General features: G+C 38.3%; 15 protein-coding genes. 3 read left to right on the plus strand and 12 right to left on the minus strand.

Going from position 1 to position 15,684, the window contains the following annotated elements:
- Positions 1–184 precede the first annotated feature (184 nt).
- From PLA12_05800 to ispG, 3 genes are all read left to right on the plus strand, one after another.
- Positions 185–1,051, plus strand: a complete 867-nt coding sequence (locus tag PLA12_05800; GenBank protein ID HOQ32009.1) for a PIG-L family deacetylase — start codon at positions 185–187, stop codon at positions 1,049–1,051.
- Positions 1,052–1,223: 172 nt separating this feature from the next.
- On the plus strand, positions 1,224–2,822 hold the full coding sequence (locus PLA12_05805) for a DUF5011 domain-containing protein (GenBank protein HOQ32010.1): 1,599 nt from the start codon (positions 1,224–1,226) through the stop codon (positions 2,820–2,822).
- A gap of 14 nt (positions 2,823–2,836) precedes the next feature.
- The gene (gene ispG / locus PLA12_05810) at positions 2,837–4,072 is read left to right on the plus strand and encodes a flavodoxin-dependent (E)-4-hydroxy-3-methylbut-2-enyl-diphosphate synthase (GenBank protein HOQ32011.1); all 1,236 of its coding nucleotides are present in this window, start codon (positions 2,837–2,839) and stop codon (positions 4,070–4,072) included.
- Between the two features lie 16 nt (positions 4,073–4,088).
- On the opposite strand, the gene PLA12_05815 is transcribed toward ispG, so the two are convergent.
- The 12 genes from PLA12_05815 to PLA12_05870 all read right to left on the minus strand — a co-directional run bounded on the left by PLA12_05815 (position 4,089) and on the right by PLA12_05870 (position 15,505).
- Positions 4,089–5,102 (minus strand): uroporphyrinogen decarboxylase family protein, encoded by a 1,014-nt coding sequence (locus PLA12_05815; GenBank protein HOQ32012.1) that lies wholly within the window; start codon positions 5,100–5,102, stop codon positions 4,089–4,091.
- A gap of 11 nt (positions 5,103–5,113) precedes the next feature.
- On the minus strand, positions 5,114–5,236 hold the full coding sequence (locus PLA12_05820) for a hypothetical protein (GenBank protein HOQ32013.1): 123 nt from the start codon (positions 5,234–5,236) through the stop codon (positions 5,114–5,116).
- Complete coding sequence (locus PLA12_05825) at positions 5,229–6,527, minus strand: DNA methyltransferase (GenBank protein ID HOQ32014.1); 1,299 nt, start codon at positions 6,525–6,527, stop codon at positions 5,229–5,231. The genes PLA12_05820 and PLA12_05825 overlap by 8 nt, the downstream gene beginning before the upstream one ends.
- A 70-nt stretch (positions 6,528–6,597) precedes the next feature.
- The gene (locus PLA12_05830) at positions 6,598–7,683 is read right to left on the minus strand and encodes an FAD:protein FMN transferase (GenBank protein HOQ32015.1); all 1,086 of its coding nucleotides are present in this window, start codon (positions 7,681–7,683) and stop codon (positions 6,598–6,600) included.
- Positions 7,661–8,884 (minus strand): NADH:ubiquinone reductase (Na(+)-transporting) subunit F, encoded by a 1,224-nt coding sequence (gene nqrF / locus PLA12_05835; GenBank protein HOQ32016.1) that lies wholly within the window; start codon positions 8,882–8,884, stop codon positions 7,661–7,663. The genes PLA12_05830 and nqrF overlap by 23 nt, the downstream gene beginning before the upstream one ends.
- Before the next feature lie 57 nt (positions 8,885–8,941).
- A complete protein-coding gene (gene nqrE / locus PLA12_05840) occupies positions 8,942–9,559 on the minus strand; it encodes an NADH:ubiquinone reductase (Na(+)-transporting) subunit E (GenBank protein HOQ32017.1) in 618 nt (205 codons plus the stop codon).
- 7 nt (positions 9,560–9,566) lie between these two features.
- On the minus strand, positions 9,567–10,202 hold the full coding sequence (locus tag PLA12_05845; GenBank protein ID HOQ32018.1) for an NADH:ubiquinone reductase (Na(+)-transporting) subunit D: 636 nt from the start codon (positions 10,200–10,202) through the stop codon (positions 9,567–9,569).
- A 2-nt stretch (positions 10,203–10,204) separates the two neighbouring features.
- Positions 10,205–10,987 (minus strand): Na(+)-translocating NADH-quinone reductase subunit C, encoded by a 783-nt coding sequence (locus tag PLA12_05850; protein ID HOQ32019.1) that lies wholly within the window; start codon positions 10,985–10,987, stop codon positions 10,205–10,207.
- A complete protein-coding gene (locus tag PLA12_05855) occupies positions 10,977–12,227 on the minus strand; it encodes an NADH:ubiquinone reductase (Na(+)-transporting) subunit B (protein ID HOQ32020.1) in 1,251 nt (416 codons plus the stop codon). Before PLA12_05855 ends, PLA12_05850 begins: the two co-directional genes overlap by 11 nt.
- Positions 12,228–12,231: 4 nt before the next feature.
- The gene (locus tag PLA12_05860; GenBank protein ID HOQ32021.1) at positions 12,232–13,617 is read right to left on the minus strand and encodes a Na(+)-translocating NADH-quinone reductase subunit A; all 1,386 of its coding nucleotides are present in this window, start codon (positions 13,615–13,617) and stop codon (positions 12,232–12,234) included.
- A 239-nt stretch (positions 13,618–13,856) separates the two neighbouring features.
- Complete coding sequence (locus PLA12_05865; GenBank protein ID HOQ32022.1) at positions 13,857–14,615, minus strand: glucose 1-dehydrogenase; 759 nt, start codon at positions 14,613–14,615, stop codon at positions 13,857–13,859.
- Positions 14,616–14,701: 86 nt separating this feature from the next.
- On the minus strand, positions 14,702–15,505 hold the full coding sequence (locus tag PLA12_05870) for a metallophosphoesterase (GenBank protein ID HOQ32023.1): 804 nt from the start codon (positions 15,503–15,505) through the stop codon (positions 14,702–14,704).
- Between the last annotated feature and the right edge of the window lie 179 nt (positions 15,506–15,684).

Genomic DNA, 15,684 nt, shown 5'->3' on the forward strand with positions numbered 1-15,684 from the left:
TCTTATCTCCCTCTGTATTACAATAATTAAAAAATAAAACATTTATTCAGAGATCTCAAATATTATTGATTTTTTCATGTTTATGGAAATTCGAGGTAGTTATCATTAGGACATGATTTTGTTTTTAAATGCTTGGGATAATAAAATTAGTTCATAACTTAATACAAGACGAAGGAGATATAATATGCATAATGTGATGGTTTTTGCACCGCATGCAGATGATGCGGCTGCATTTTGTGGGGGTACATTAGCGAAATGGAGTGCAAATGGCTGGAATATCATATTGATTCGTGTTACAGATGATGCCCGGGATTCTGTGGGATTAACGATGGAGGAAACAAAACGGCGGAATCGGGCTGAATTAGAAAAGTCATGTAGCATTTTGGGGATAAAAGAGATTGTGGATTTGGATTTTCCTACCGATACGCTCGCTGATATACCTCTGACGAAGTTGCGTGAAAGGTTTGTATACCTAATTCGTAAGTATAAGCCGTATGCGATTTTTAGTTTTGACCCGTATGCTCATTTTGAACCGAATATGGACCATATTCGTGTAGCAAGGGCTGTGGAAGAAGCCCTCTGGGTATCTTGTTTTGACCTACACCATCCGGAGCATTTTAAGGAGGGATTGGAACCTTTTTCTGTATGTGAACGGTGGTATTTTGCACGGAATTTAGAGAAGATTACCTATGCAGAAGATATAACCGAATTTTTCCCCAATCGAGTTCAAGCTTTGTCTGCTCACGAGACCATGATGAGAAATATACTAAATCAATTTCGCTTGCAATTGAAAACATGGGGTTATCGTGTTTCTGTTATCGAAGAGGCTTATTCGGGGGATTATAGTGGTCTTCTGGAGCAGGTAATTTATATGCAATGTTCACAAATTGCGGAAGAGTGTGGTTTGCCGGAAGGAACATTGGCAGAAGGTTTTCGAGTAGACCGTTTTGGTGATATGGAGGCATTTTTTCAACAGTTTGCAGAACCACTCAAAGATGTTCCTCAGGGACCCAAGAGACCTTTTTTTGATAAGTATTGGCCTGATGAATAATCTGCAACACATGAAGGAGATTTAAGTTAAAGATACGATTATAAATTTTTCGTCGTCGAAAAATTGGTTTTAATCGTTTTGATATTGTCTTTCAATTGTATTTTTAGTATGTGCAACGATGCCTGGTAAAATGTATAGCAATAAAAAAATATTCAGCGAAGGTTTATCGCAAATGTTCAAACTACATAAAATAAATTTGTTTTTGTTTATATTAGTTCCTTCTTTTGTTCTTAATTCTCAACAAACATCCCCGGTTGTTCACGAAGCCAATTCAAATCCTTTAGGAATACATTTATCGAGGCAGGTGCCCAGGGAATATAATCCAGGAAATCCATTGGAGATTGTTGTCAATATATATTGTAATGCTCCTGACCCGAATTATCCCGTAACGGCGATAGGTTTATACGAGATGTTACCTGCGGATTGGACATTTATGGGTATGCGGGGTATATCAACAGAACCACCTCCCATAGCACCGGCACAAGGCACAGCAGGAACTTTACAATTTGCATGGATAACACCTCCGCCTTTTCCATGCTCTTTCGCATACACGGTTCAAGTGCCTGAAAATGCAGTTGGAGTAAAAACGATTTCCGGGCAGGTGGAATATAGGACTAATGGTCCCCGACTGGTATCACCACCCGAAGTTACAGAAATTAATGGAGTAGACCGTACTCCTCCAGAAATTTCACTTTTGGGTGATAATCCGTATGTAGTCTATCAAGGTACAGAATATCGTGAACCTGGTTATAAAGCACAGGATAATGCAGATGGGGATATAACAGACCGTGTTCAGGTAAGTGGAAATGTAGATGTAAATCAACCTGGAGAATATACTCTTACATACACGGTGCGTGATAATGCAGGAAATAATTCTTCGGCGAATAGGATTGTTCGTGTATTAGAACGGGAAACGCAAACACCAACTACCGGAGGGACTGTAACACCACCTGTTGGTGGAGGTTCTGTTGTTGTTCCTCCATCTGTACCAACAACGCGTATCAATCAACCTACTCAAACAACTACAAATCGGCAACAGGTGCCATCCACGGCAACTGCTCCAATACCCACAGATAAAACACAAACACAGAAACCTGAAGAGGTTACTTTCCCAAGACCTGATTTTCCTGGAACTGGAGGTAATCTGGCAAAACCGAGTTCTCAAGGAAATACCTCCTCCAAGCCTAATTTCCCTATAGCAAATTTTCCAAAACCAAATTCCCCCAAAGAGGGACGAGCTCAGGGAATAGCCAGTGGACAACCGTTAAAACCATTTGAAATACCTAAAGAAATTCGGGGGGGTGCCAAACCTCCTCCAACTTTTGAAAAAAACAAAATACCTACAACTCTTGGAGAAAAAACGGCGGAAAAGAAATCGTCAGAAAATATAGAAAATACCACTTCTATTGCGTCAAAACCCGCAATAGAACCTATTGAAAGCCCGCCAAAACAAGAACTTGCAGTAACTACCGGGACCGATACATCTGCCTCGTCAGCAAGTAAAGAGAATACAAGTTCTCTTGAAATGGCACCGATAAAAATAGATGGCGGCGGTAAAGGGAATTTGCCCGCATTTTTAGGCGGGTTTAAAGATTGGTGGACAAAAAAGACACAGGCAGAACGAAGAAATTTGATAGGGATGTTAGTCTTATTAGGACTGTTAACACTGCTTTGCTTTATAACGGGAAGAACGGCTTATCAGGGGATAACTCCGCAACCTCGTAGAAAGAAAGAAGAAACCATTAAGACAGAAACTGGTACGGAAAGTTAGTAAATACGAAAGTAATGAGTAAAAACGCTGGAATTTTTCATCGCAGAAAAAAAACATATTCCGTCCATGTACGGGATTGTGTTATAGGTGGGGGATATCCTATTGTTGTTCAGGCGATGACAAATACGAACACAGAAGATGCCGAGGCAACAGCAAAACAGGTGGCAGACCTATTCCAAGCAGGTGCGGAGATTGTCCGAATGACTGTTAACACAGCCCTATCGGCAAAGAGTGTTCCGGAGATAAGAAAGCGACTGGAAGATATGGGACTGGATGTTCCGTTAGTGGGTGATTTTCATTATAACGGACACATTTTATTATCCAAATATCCCGAATGTGCTCAAACCCTCGATAAGTTTCGTATCAACCCGGGAAATGTAGGTGTAAAGGACAAGAAAACAATCCATTTTATTCAGATATGCGAAATTGCGAAAGACCTCAATAAACCCGTTCGAATAGGAGTGAATATTGGTTCATTAGACGCAGACCTTGTTGTCCAGCAGATGGAACTCAATGCAAAATCTGCTCATCCAAAAACCAGTAATGAAATATATGATGAATGTATGGTGCTATCTGCCTTGCAATCTGTGGATATGGCACAGGAAGCAGGGTTGAAACCGGAACAAATTGTTATATCCTGTAAAAGTAGTTCTCCAATACAATTGGTTCGTGTATATCGGGAATTATCCAAACGAACGCAACAACCCCTACATTTAGGATTAACAGAAGCGGGTTCTGGTATACGAGGGATTGTCTGGTCTTCAACTGTAATGGGAATACTTTTGTCGGAGGGGATAGGGGATACCATACGCGTTAGTTTGACACCTACATCGGGGAATGACCGTAGGGAAGAGGTATATGTGGCTCAGGAGATTTTGCAATCGTTAGGTATCCGTCAGTTTGCACCTCAGGTTATATCCTGTCCCGGATGTGGTCGCACTTCCAATCATACCTTTCAGGAAATAGCAGAACGGGTGCAAAAATATATACGGGAGCATTTGCATTACTGGCGAATGAAGTATAGAGGGGTTGAACAAATGAACATTGCTGTTATGGGATGTATTGTTAATGGACCCGGTGAATCGCGTTTTGCGAATATAGGGATTAGTCTTCCGGGTAATGGAGAACATCCTCAATGTCCTGTTTATATAGATGGAGAGAAGAAAACTGTATTAAGTGGCAGTGCAGAAGAGTTAGCAAGCCAATTTATAAAGTTAATAGAGGATTATATTCAGAAGCATTATTCATAGGATTGTTATTAGCGAGTTATGGGATAAGAAAGTTTTTATTTTCATCGGATAACTCACGGACACGATGATAAAGATAATCATAAGCAAAACATAATTCCTCAATCTCGCAATGAGGTTGAACGAAATGTGAGGTGCAAAATAGAAGGCCGCTATCTTTAAATAAATTCAAGACACGGTCAATTTCCAATTGCACCTTGAAATAATCTTTGAAACCCAAAACTGTTTGCACATCTAATCCACCCATTACAACAAATTTATCGGAATATTTTTTCTTTTGTTCTTTGAGAGACATTCCGGCAGATTCCTGCCATGGATGAACTACCTGATAGCCTATTTCAACAATACCTTCCACAATATCGTTGATATTTCCATCACTATGCAAACTTACAAATACCTTTCGTTTCTTTACCACATCCACAAGTTTTTTATGGTAAGGAAATATCAAATCCCACCAGATACTTTTATTAAACAGCAGTCCTTTTTGCGAACCCCAATCATCCGATACATGAATCATGTCCACTCCAAGGTCAATACAGTTCATAGATAATTGGATGCTCCATTTTAGTAGCCGCTGATAAAGTTCTTTAAGTTCTTCAGGATATTCGAGCAGATACATTAATTGATGTTCCAAACCAAATAAGTCATTGTAAAACTCAAAACAACCCGGTACCTGGACAAGAGTAAATCGTTGTCGGTTCTCTTTATAAAACTGAATTTCCTGAATTAAAGATTGATAGGGTTCTTCATCATCCGGGTCAGTAAAAGGGAGGTCCAGCACATCGGCAGGATAAATAACTTTTCCAAGTTTTAATGCGGTATTTTTTAGTTCTTCGATTGTGGAAGGTGGATATATGGAAGGTCCTCCGAAAAGATGTGCCCAATCAAATTCATAACGGTCTTCAAAATTTTTGACAGACCCAAAGGTTTTATTTATTACTTCTTCTAAATTTGCCCGAACCCAACCGTATATAGGAATTCGGTCAAACCTCTCATGTTTAATTACCGCAATAACACGCTCCCGAGCATTCATACTTTTACAGATTAAATTCCTTTCAATCGTTCAATTTCTTGTCTTATTTCATTAACGATTTCTCTGTTATATATCCTTTTTTTCTGTAATCCCCATCGGTTGATAGCACTATTTAAAATCCATTCTTTAGCCATGCATTTGTTCTTTCAATTTTATAAATTTATCTTTATAGGAATAATCGAATGAAACATCTACATCTGCCAGTCCTTTTTTAATAAGATGACTATTTACAAATGTCTTGTTTTTTAAATAAAAATATACCAGAAGAGTATTTTCAGAATTATATTTGGTAGTGTCATATCTTAGAAATACTTTTTTATTTTTTGTTTTTTGGATTAAGAATTTTACGGCTTTTTGTTCTTTTTTACTATTTGTTTTAACCCCTAACAATTTGACTTTTATGCCATTACTTAAAATCAATTCTTCTGGACTGATAACCTTTTTAACTGTAAAGTATTCTTCTCTTTTGTATTCGTTTTCTAAGTCAATTTTAGAACCGAATTTGAATACTTTGGGATTGATTTTTTTATCAAAATGAATAGGGTCTTTAAATATATAGGGTAATTTTTCAATCTCATTTTTCCAATTTATGTCCAATTTTTTCTGATAAGAAATTTCAAAATCATCTTTTGAAAATAACAGGTCATGGTTAATACCTAGTTTATCTTTTATAATCGGGAGAAATTCCTTATTTATTTCATATCCGACAGAATTGCGACATAAGTTTTTTGCTGATAAAATAGTTGTTCCACTTCCTAAGAAAGGGTCTAATACGGTATCACCCATAAAACTGAACATCTTTATTAGTCGTTTGGGCAATTCCTCAGGAAACATAGCTATATGTTCTGTTTGTTTTTCTCCATTAAAATTCCAATGCCCGGAGAAGTATTCGTTCCATTCTTCTTTGCTTAATTTTGATTTTTCTTTTAATTCTTTCGGCACAACAGGAGGATTTCCGGGTTTTTTAAATATCAAAATGAATTCATAGTCTATTTTGATAATCCCATTTCTTGGATAGGGATAACTTCCCATTACAGACGCACCTCCAGTAGTATTCATAGTTGTAGGCTTCTGCCATATAATCGCTCCCATATAATCAAAGCCAATTGTTTCACAAAATTTTATAATTTCAGTCCGTATCGGAATAATTTTATATCTACCATAATACACAGACCTTGCAAATTGATCGCCAATATTTATGCATAGCCGACAGCCATCATGTAATACTCTATAACATTCATTCCATACCAGATTAAGATAATGGATGTATTCTTCATAGGAATTATTAAAACCAATCTGGTTGTCTACACCGTAATCTTTCAGCTGCCAATAAGGGGGAGAGGTTATGATTAGATGAATGCTCTTATCGGAAATCTCATTCATCTTTCGTGAATCACCAATGATGATTTTATGGAATGTTTTCATAGGAATTGTTTAAAGTCAATCTCATTGTTTTGTTAGATATATTATAAAATACCGAGAAAAGGAATGGCATTTATCTTGATGAATTATTAATGATTTGTTCCCAGGCAGAGGTGGTTTGCTCTTTGAATTGTGTTTCGTTGATGGGATAAATGAAGAGAGCGGGAATATGATATTTTTCGGCAAAACGGAATGCTTTTTCTTTTCCCATAACCATAAATGCTGTAGCATAAGCGTCTGCATAGGCACAGGAGGGATTTATAACGGAAACAGCAGCAATGGTATTTGGCACAGGATAACCTGTGTGCGGGTCTATCTCGTGAGAGTATTTTTTTCCTTCCCAGAAGTAAAAGTTTCGATAATTACCGGAACTTGCCATGGCTCGGTCTTTGAGTTTTATAGCAAGAAAGATTGAATGCTCCATAGAAACGGGACGCTCAATCCCGATAGTCCATGCGGTACCGGGGAATTTTTCTCCTTTTACACGAACCTCTCCACCTACTTCAATCATGTAACTATTGAAAGAATTTTGGTCTAATAATTCTGCTACTTTGTCAACTGCATATCCTTTGGCTACAGCCGAAAAATCACACTGTATTTCAGGATTATGTTTTTTTATTCCTTCCGGTAGGATTTCTATTTTCTGATAATCTACATTTTTTTTGGCGTTTTCAATCTGTTCTTTTGTTGGGGGTTGTTGAATAGATTTGGGACCAAACCCCCAAATTTCTACGAGGGGAAACACGGTAAGGTCGAAAGCACCATCTGTCTGTCGGGCTATTTCAAGAGAAATATTAAATACCTCTCGTGTTTCTATAGAAACAGGGAAAGGGGTATTGTCTTTATGTTGATTAAAGCGACTTAACTCCGAATCCGATTTGTAAGTGGACATTAAATCATCTATTTTTGAAAGGCAAGCATAGATTTTTTCGCCAATACCTTCGGGCAAAACTTGTCCTTTTGGCAAAACGATTTTGACCTGATAGCTTGTTCCCATTGTGTTGCCTGAAAAAGAAAAAATATTATAAGGAGGAACTTTTGCGGAGCAGGAAATAAGTAAGCAAATTAAAAGCAAAACTTCTCCCCATCGCAGGATGGGAAGAAGTTTTTTAATATCCTTGAAAATGTGTTTGTTATTATCCAAAATTATCGTAAGCAATCATATCGTCCTCAACACCTAAACTATGAAGCATGTTCAGACATGCAGACAACATGAGAGGAGGTCCGCAGATGTAATATTCAATATCCTCAGGTGCAGGATGATTTTTTAAGTATTCATCATGTAGAACTTGATGAATAAAGCCCGTCAGTCCTGTCCAGTTATCTTCGGGTAAGGGTTCGGAAAGGGCAATATGCCATTGGAAATTTTCATTTTCTCTTTGAATCATATTGAAATCGTCTTCGTAGAAGATTTCCCGTTTGCTCCGTGCTCCATACCAGAAAGTTACCTTACGCTTTGTTTTTAGGCGTTTGAACTGGTCGAAGATATGGGAACGCATAGGAGCCATACCGGCACCACCACCAATGAAGCACATCTCACGATTGGTTTCTTTTGCAAAGAATTCACCGAAGGGACCGGAGATTGTAACTTCATCACCAGGTTTTAAACTGAAAATATAGGAGGACATAATACCTGGTGGTATCCCTTTTGCATTCGGAGGAGGTAATGCAATACGAACATTGAGCATGATAATCCCTTTTTCATCGGGATAATTTGCCATTGAATAGGCTCGCGTTACATGCTCCTCGTTAACTGCGACGATATCCCATAATTTGAACTTATCCCATACATCGCGGAATTGGGGTTCAATATCAAAGTCTTTGTATGAGATTTTATAAGGTGGACACTGAATTTGAATATAACCACCGGCACGGAACGGGACTTCCTCTCCTTCCGGTAATTGTAGTACCAATTCTTTAATGAAGGTTGCCACACTACGATTGGATTTGACCTTACATTTCCACTGGCGAACTTCAAAAATTTCCGGTGGTAATTCTATTTTGATGTCTTGTTTTACTTTTACCTGACAAGCGAGTCGGTACCCTTTTTTTGCCAAACCACGGTTAATGTGTGTTTGTTCTGTGGGAAGCAGGGAACCGCCACCTTCTTTCACGACCACTTTACAAACACCACAACTTCCTTTACCTCCGCAAGCAGAAGGAATAAATATTTTCTGATTTGCAAGGGTGGTTAAAAGCGTTCCTCCGACAGGAGCCGTTAATGCTTTGTTCGGGTCGTCATTAATGATAATTTTTACATTACCCGAGGCTACTAATTTTGCTTTTGCAATCATTAAAAAAATAGCCAGCGTTAGCACAATTAATGAGAACATTAACATTCCAAGCAATACTGTTTGCATGCTTGTAATTCCTTAATCCTTTAGTTTATTCAAATTAAAAGTTACCTTTTTCACTGTTTATAATTGAATCCCTGAGAATGCTAAGAAACCCAGAGCCATCAAACCGGTTAGAATAAAAGCAAGTCCCAAACCTCTTAATCCAGGGGGAACATTGCTATACCTTAATTTTTCGCGTATGGAAGCCATACCAATAATTGCCAATGCCCATCCGATACCGGAACCAATTGAAAACACGAGAGCATCACCAAAAGCGTAATCTCTCTGTTCCATAAAGAGAGCCGCACCTAATATGGCACAATTTACCGCAATTAATGGCAAGAATATCCCCAAAGCAGAGTATAGAGAAGGAACGAAACGGTCTAAAAACATCTCTACCAGTTGCACCAATGCCGCAATGGAACCAATATATGCAAGGAAGCTTAAAAAGCCAAGGTCTACATTGGCAAGGCTGGGATGTATCCATGCCATAGCCCCTTCCCGAAGTAAGTAATTAAAAATGAGGTTGCTGGTAACAACTGCAAGCACAAGAACAAATATCACGGCAGTTCCCAAACCCATGGCTGTTTCTACTTTTCGTGATACCGCCATGAAGGAACACATACCTAAAAAGAAAGCCAGTGCCATATTTTCGATGAAAGCACTTTTTATAAATAGACCTGCGTAATGCTCAAACATGGTAGAATTACTCCTTCTCTTGCTGTTCAGGTTTCCATGTCCGAAGTAGCCAGATAATCATTGCTATCATAAATAAGGCTCCCGGAGCCATAAGTAATAAGCCATTCGGGTAATACCAACCTCCTTCGTTAACCGTTTTTAATACGGTATACCCCAAAATTTTTCCTGAGCCGAATAATTCTCGGAAGAAACCTAATATGATTAATATCATACTATAGCCCAAACCGTTCCCTATACCATCCAGAAAACTTACCCAGGGTGGATTCTGCATAGCATACGCTTCGGCACGACCCATAACAATACAGTTTGTGATAATGAGCCCAACAAATACAGACAATTGTTTGCTAATTGTAGGAACAAAAGCTTTCAAAACCTGGTCTGCTATAATAACTAATGATGCTATGATTGTTAATTGGATAATAATACGCACATTTGTAGGAATTAAGTTCCGTATCAGACTGATAGATAAGTTGGAGAAGGCCGTTACTACCGTGAGAGAAAGCGCCATTACAATGGCTTTGTCTAATTTTGTAGTAACAGCCAAAGCAGAACAAATACCTAATATTTGAAGCGTAATAGGATTATTATTTAACAACGGGTCAGTTAATACAAAGCGTTCTTTTTTACCTAAGATAGCACTCATATTTATAAACTCCCTTGTTGTTTCTTGTTCTTGATATATTTTCCATATCCACTATCACTTAGCCAGAACTGGACTAAGTTTGTAACGCCACGACTGGTCATAGTAGCACCGGATAAACCATCTACATGGTGCGGGTCAGAATCGGGAGAGCCTGCCTGTCCTTTAATAACAGATAATTTGACTTCTCCAGCGGAATCATAAGCCTTACGACCTACCCATAATTGACACCATTTAGGATTTTCAATTTCGCCACCTAAACCCGGTGTTTCTCCATGTTCGTAAAAAATAATTCCACGAACCGTATTTAAATCTTTATCCAGGGCTAAATAACCATATAGCATAGACCATAAGCCCCGTCCCTGAATAGGTAATACAACTTCATCTATTTGTCCTTGCCGTTTTACCATATAAACAAATCCATACTTTGGCATATCAATCAAACCAGCAGAATTCGGGGGTGCTTTTTTGCTCAGGTTCGGGTCTTTCAGAGCTCGTTTCGGGTCGAAAGAATCCGGAGAAATCTCTGTGGCATAATCACCCGTATCAAAGTTTACAAGCCTTGTTTCGATATTCTCTTTAAATTTACTTTGTATCCCTTCACGGGATAATTTTTCCGAAGGATTTACCAGACCGGACACGAGTAATATTTTATGTTGTCGGTCCAGAATCTGATTGATTTGTTGCCGTTCTTTTAATCCGACTGCCGCACTTGCTACAAGGATGGAGCATATCCCACAAAGGACAGTCGTAAAAATAACTGTATAAAGATTTCCTTCACGCTGCATGGCGCGTCAATCTCCTTTTAATGTTCGATTGCATTACAAAGTAATCTGTTAATGGAGCAAAAATGTTGGCAAACAAAATAACCAACATGGTTACTTCCGGATATGCAGGGTTCACTGTTCTTAATAGAACTACAAAAGAACCTATAAATAAGCCGTAAATCCAGCGACCCGTATCTGTAAATGGAGAGGAAACAGGGTCCGTAGCCATAAATACACCACCAAAGGCTAATCCTCCGATAACCCAATGCCATAGAGGTCCAGCCTGAAAGGCAGGATTTGTGGGTGAATGGTAAAAACTTAATAAAAGTGCCATAATCCCCGAACCTAAAAAGACACCAGCAATCGTTCGCCATGAACCAACACCTGTATAAATTAAAATCAAAGCACCTATCAAGCATGCAATCACGGATGTTTCTCCCATAGAGCCCGGTTCTAAACCTATGAGAGATTCTAACCAACTGGTAACACCATCATGCAGGTTGATTGAAAACACGCCTGCACTTTGGAGTGCTTCAACTCCTTTCTCCTTCATGATGGCAAGACTGGTTGCGCCACTATATCCATCAACCGCAACCCAAACCTTATCACCGCTAATCTGTGCTGGGTAGGCAAAATATAAAAAGGCACGTGCGGTAAGTGCTGGGTTCAATATGTTCATTCCAACACCTCCGAAGATTTCTTTCCCTATCACAACACCGAAAATAATACCGATGGCTACCTGCCATAACGGTATCTGTGGGGGTAGTATCAATGGAAATAAAAGACTGGTTACCAGAAATCCTTCGCTAATTTCGTGTTTGCGAACAATTGCAAAAATAACCTCGCAAATACCGCCACAGGCTAATGTAACGATATAAACCGGGAAGAAGTATAGTGCTCCATAAAGAATGCAGGAAATTATATTACCTGGATTAAAACCTAAACCTAACGCACGAAATATAGCCGCACGCCAACCCGGTACCTGTTCTGGGGATAGACCCATACTTTCAATACCTAAAAACGCCTGCAGTCCTGTATTGTAGAGAGCCATAATTACACACGGGATTAAAGCAACTACGACAGTTATCATAAGTCGTTTCAAATCAATAGCATCCCGAACATGAGGGGCACCTTTCGTTACTGTTCCTGGCGTATAAAGAAAGGTGTCATTCGCTTCCCACAGAGGATAAAGCCATGCTAATTTTCCTCCGGGTTCAAACATTTTTCCCTGGTGGTCTAAAATATTTCGAAGCCATTTCATATATTTATCCTTCCTTCTCAATCAACTCTAAATTTCTTCTCAACATAGGACCAAAATCATTTTTTCCGGGACATACAAAACTGCAAAGGGCAAGGTCTTCTTCTTCAAGTTCAAGACATCCCAATTGTTCCGCTCGCTCTATATCGTCCATTGCAAGGGAACGAAGTAAAAAGGTTGGAATGATATCTAAAGGCATTACTTTTTCATACACGCCAATGGGGATGATTGCTCGATGTCCACCGTGCATTGCCGTTGTAAAATCAAATTTTTTATTTTTACTGCCGAACCATGAAGAAGCGAAAAGGTTTAATACCGAAAATTTATTTTTGCCCGGTGCTAACCAGCCTAAAAATTCCCGTTCTCTACCTTCTGCAAGGACGGAAATTTGCTGATGATAACGACCTAAATAACCAAATATTTCGCCTTTGGCTATATTCCCTGACCATATAGAACCGGAAATAACCCGTTGTTCACCCGCATTAAGTTCGTTTGTAACCAATTCATCTATACTGGCTCCTAAACGGGTTTTTATATATCTTGGTTTTTTACATCCGGGACCCGCAAGAGTAATGATACGCTGTAAATCCAGAAGTCCCGTTTTAAACAAGAAACCTATGGAAACTAAATCCTGCAATCCAACATACCATACTGTTTTGTTGCGGTCTACCGGGTCAAGGAAATGGATATGTGTTCCAGGCAAGCCACTGGGATGCGGACCTTCAAACTCTTCCACCTGGATTTTTCCATCACCTTTTACTCCAAAATCAGAACCCGGTGATTGGCAGAAAAATACTTTTCCACCTGTTAAACGTTTAAGCACTTCCAAACCTACAGATATATCTTCTTCTCGGTCTTTTACGCATAATTGTAAATTTGGTGCTAATGGATTGCTATCCATGGCAGTAACGAAAATAGAATGTGGAATACTATCAATCGCCGGATTTTTCCCAAATGGGCGTGTCCGAAACGATAACCACATCCCGGATTCTACAAGTAAACCGCGGATTTCATCATCGGATAAATTAGCAATCGGTTTGCCTTTGTAATTTTCAAATGAGACCTGTTCATTTGCAGACGGTCTTCCAGAAATATCGCTTTCTTCAATTTCAATTACAACACTTTGCAACGCCCTTCGTTCACCCCGGTGAATTGCCTTGACTTCTCCTTTTGCGAAACTGGTATGAACAACTCCCGGTAATTTTTTGTTTTCAAATAAAATTTGACCGCGTTTTACTTTGTCGCCCACGGCAACCTTAAAAGAGGGACGCATACCTATATAATCATGTGCAAGTATAGCGACCCTTTTAACGGTTTTGTTCGCATCAACGACGGGTTCCGGTGAGCCTGTGATAGGAAGGTCTAAGCCTTTTTTAATTGTGTATTTGCTCATAAATACAAAACCTGCCTGCTCGATATAAGTTTGAGTTTAGTGTATTGTAATTACCATAGATAACTAAAATTAAACATAACTATAAAAAACTTCTATAATTATAATCAAATGCAAAATTAGAATAAAATCGATATAATATATACCTACCGTTCGTTATATTGCAAATTGAAAACTTCATTTTCCTTAACACTTTAAAATTCTGTATTTTCCATCGCTCGTTTTCGCTGGTAAACTTTTTATTATGTTGCTATAAATCCACCGTCTACTATTAGTTCTGCACCTGTCATCCAGCTGGATTCGTCAGAGGCAAGGAATAATGCCGTATACGCAATATCTTCAGGTTTTCCTAATCGTTTCAAAGGTAAACTATCCCCAATGGCTTTTTTCTTCTCGGGTGTTAAATACGGTTCTTGTAAGGGTGTATCTACCATGCCCGGATGAATAATATTGCAACGAATATTATCAGGACCGAATTGCACAGCTAATGATTTTGCTAATGAAATTAATGCTCCTTTGGCACAGGTATAAGAATCCTGAGCTAAAGTAAATCCAACCAAGGCAGAGATAGAACCTACAAGTATGATGGAACCACCACCTGCTTTCTGTAAATATGGAATGCCATGTTTTGTCAGGAAAAAAGCACCTTTTAAATTTATCGCCTGCACAATGTCCCAATTTTCCTCGGTAGTTTCGATAACAGACTTATCGCGGTCTTTCCATAATACACCTGCATTAGCATATAAGATATTCAATTTACCGAATTGCTTTACAGCCTCTTCCACGCCGGCTTTTACATCGGCTTCTTTGCTTACATCACCGACAAAGATGGCACATTTGCCACCTTCGGTTTTTATAATACTTTCCGTTTCACGCGCTGCTTTTTCATTCATATCAAATATCAATACACGGGCACCTTCGCGTGCGAAAAGAACAGAAGCCGCACGACCCATACCCAAACCAGCACCTGTAATAATGGCTACTTTATCCTTTAATCTCATAACAATACTCCTTTTCTTTTTGGGTTATTTAAAAAAACTTAATGGGAATACATATCATATATAAATTGAGTAGATGATTTAAATTTTCATTTTTCTTCAGGAATATTCAATTTAATAACATCAACATGATAGGTTTTCCCTTCCGTCTTTACATGATAAAACTCTGGTGAAAAGTTTTCAAAATTCCAATTCAGTGAGGGAAGTATAAAAACGGGAGTTTCTTCGATAATGCAATTTTCTTTTTTGTGTAGATGTCCGCAAAACATAGCATTGGGTTTATATTTCTTAAATATCTCTTTCAGTGCTTTTTGGTCGTTAGAAGAGAGATACATATTTCCTGCTTTCCCTTCAAGATTAGGTGGAATATGCGCAAACACGAAAATGAAGGGAAATTGTTTTCTATCTATATTTAATTCCTGTTCGAACCAATTTTGTTGTTCCTGTCCTTTAATCCCTTCAGATTCAAAATGACCGACATGGTCACCTGTATCAGATGCATCGCAAAGGACAATACATTTCACTTGTTTATAAACAAAAGAATAAAAATCCTTTTCCTTAAAATCTTCCGGGAACATTTTTGCTAATATTTTTCTATCTTCTCTCTTTTCATGATTTCCAAAAGCGATGTGAAAAGGTATTGTTGGTTTTAATTCATTGAAAACTTTTTCGAACTCTTTTGCATGAATATCTCCTGTAATGACCACAAAATCAGGTTTAGGCTTTAATTCATCTAACTGTTTAACAAATGCTATAAAATGCTTTACGCCTTCCTTTTCTGCTATATGCAAATCCGATACAACGACGAACGAAACTTCTTCCGCTCTTGCAAATATTGTTAGAATAAAAAATATTGTGAAAGATAACAAAAAAATAAATTTTAACCGTTGCATGTGTGGAATTCCTTTTTATGAAAGATTTAAAACAAAACAGGATTTATTATACCTATGTAGTAAGAGGGGAAAAAACTATATAGGAAAACTTGTTTAAATACCCTATTTGTGGCATCTCAGGAAATTTATAAAATAAGTTAATACACATAATTGATAAATTTGATTGTATAGAATACAAG

The organism is Candidatus Hydrogenedens sp. (genome assembly GCA_035378955.1).
In the GTDB taxonomy this organism is placed as follows: domain Bacteria; phylum Hydrogenedentota; class Hydrogenedentia; order Hydrogenedentales; family Hydrogenedentaceae; genus Hydrogenedens.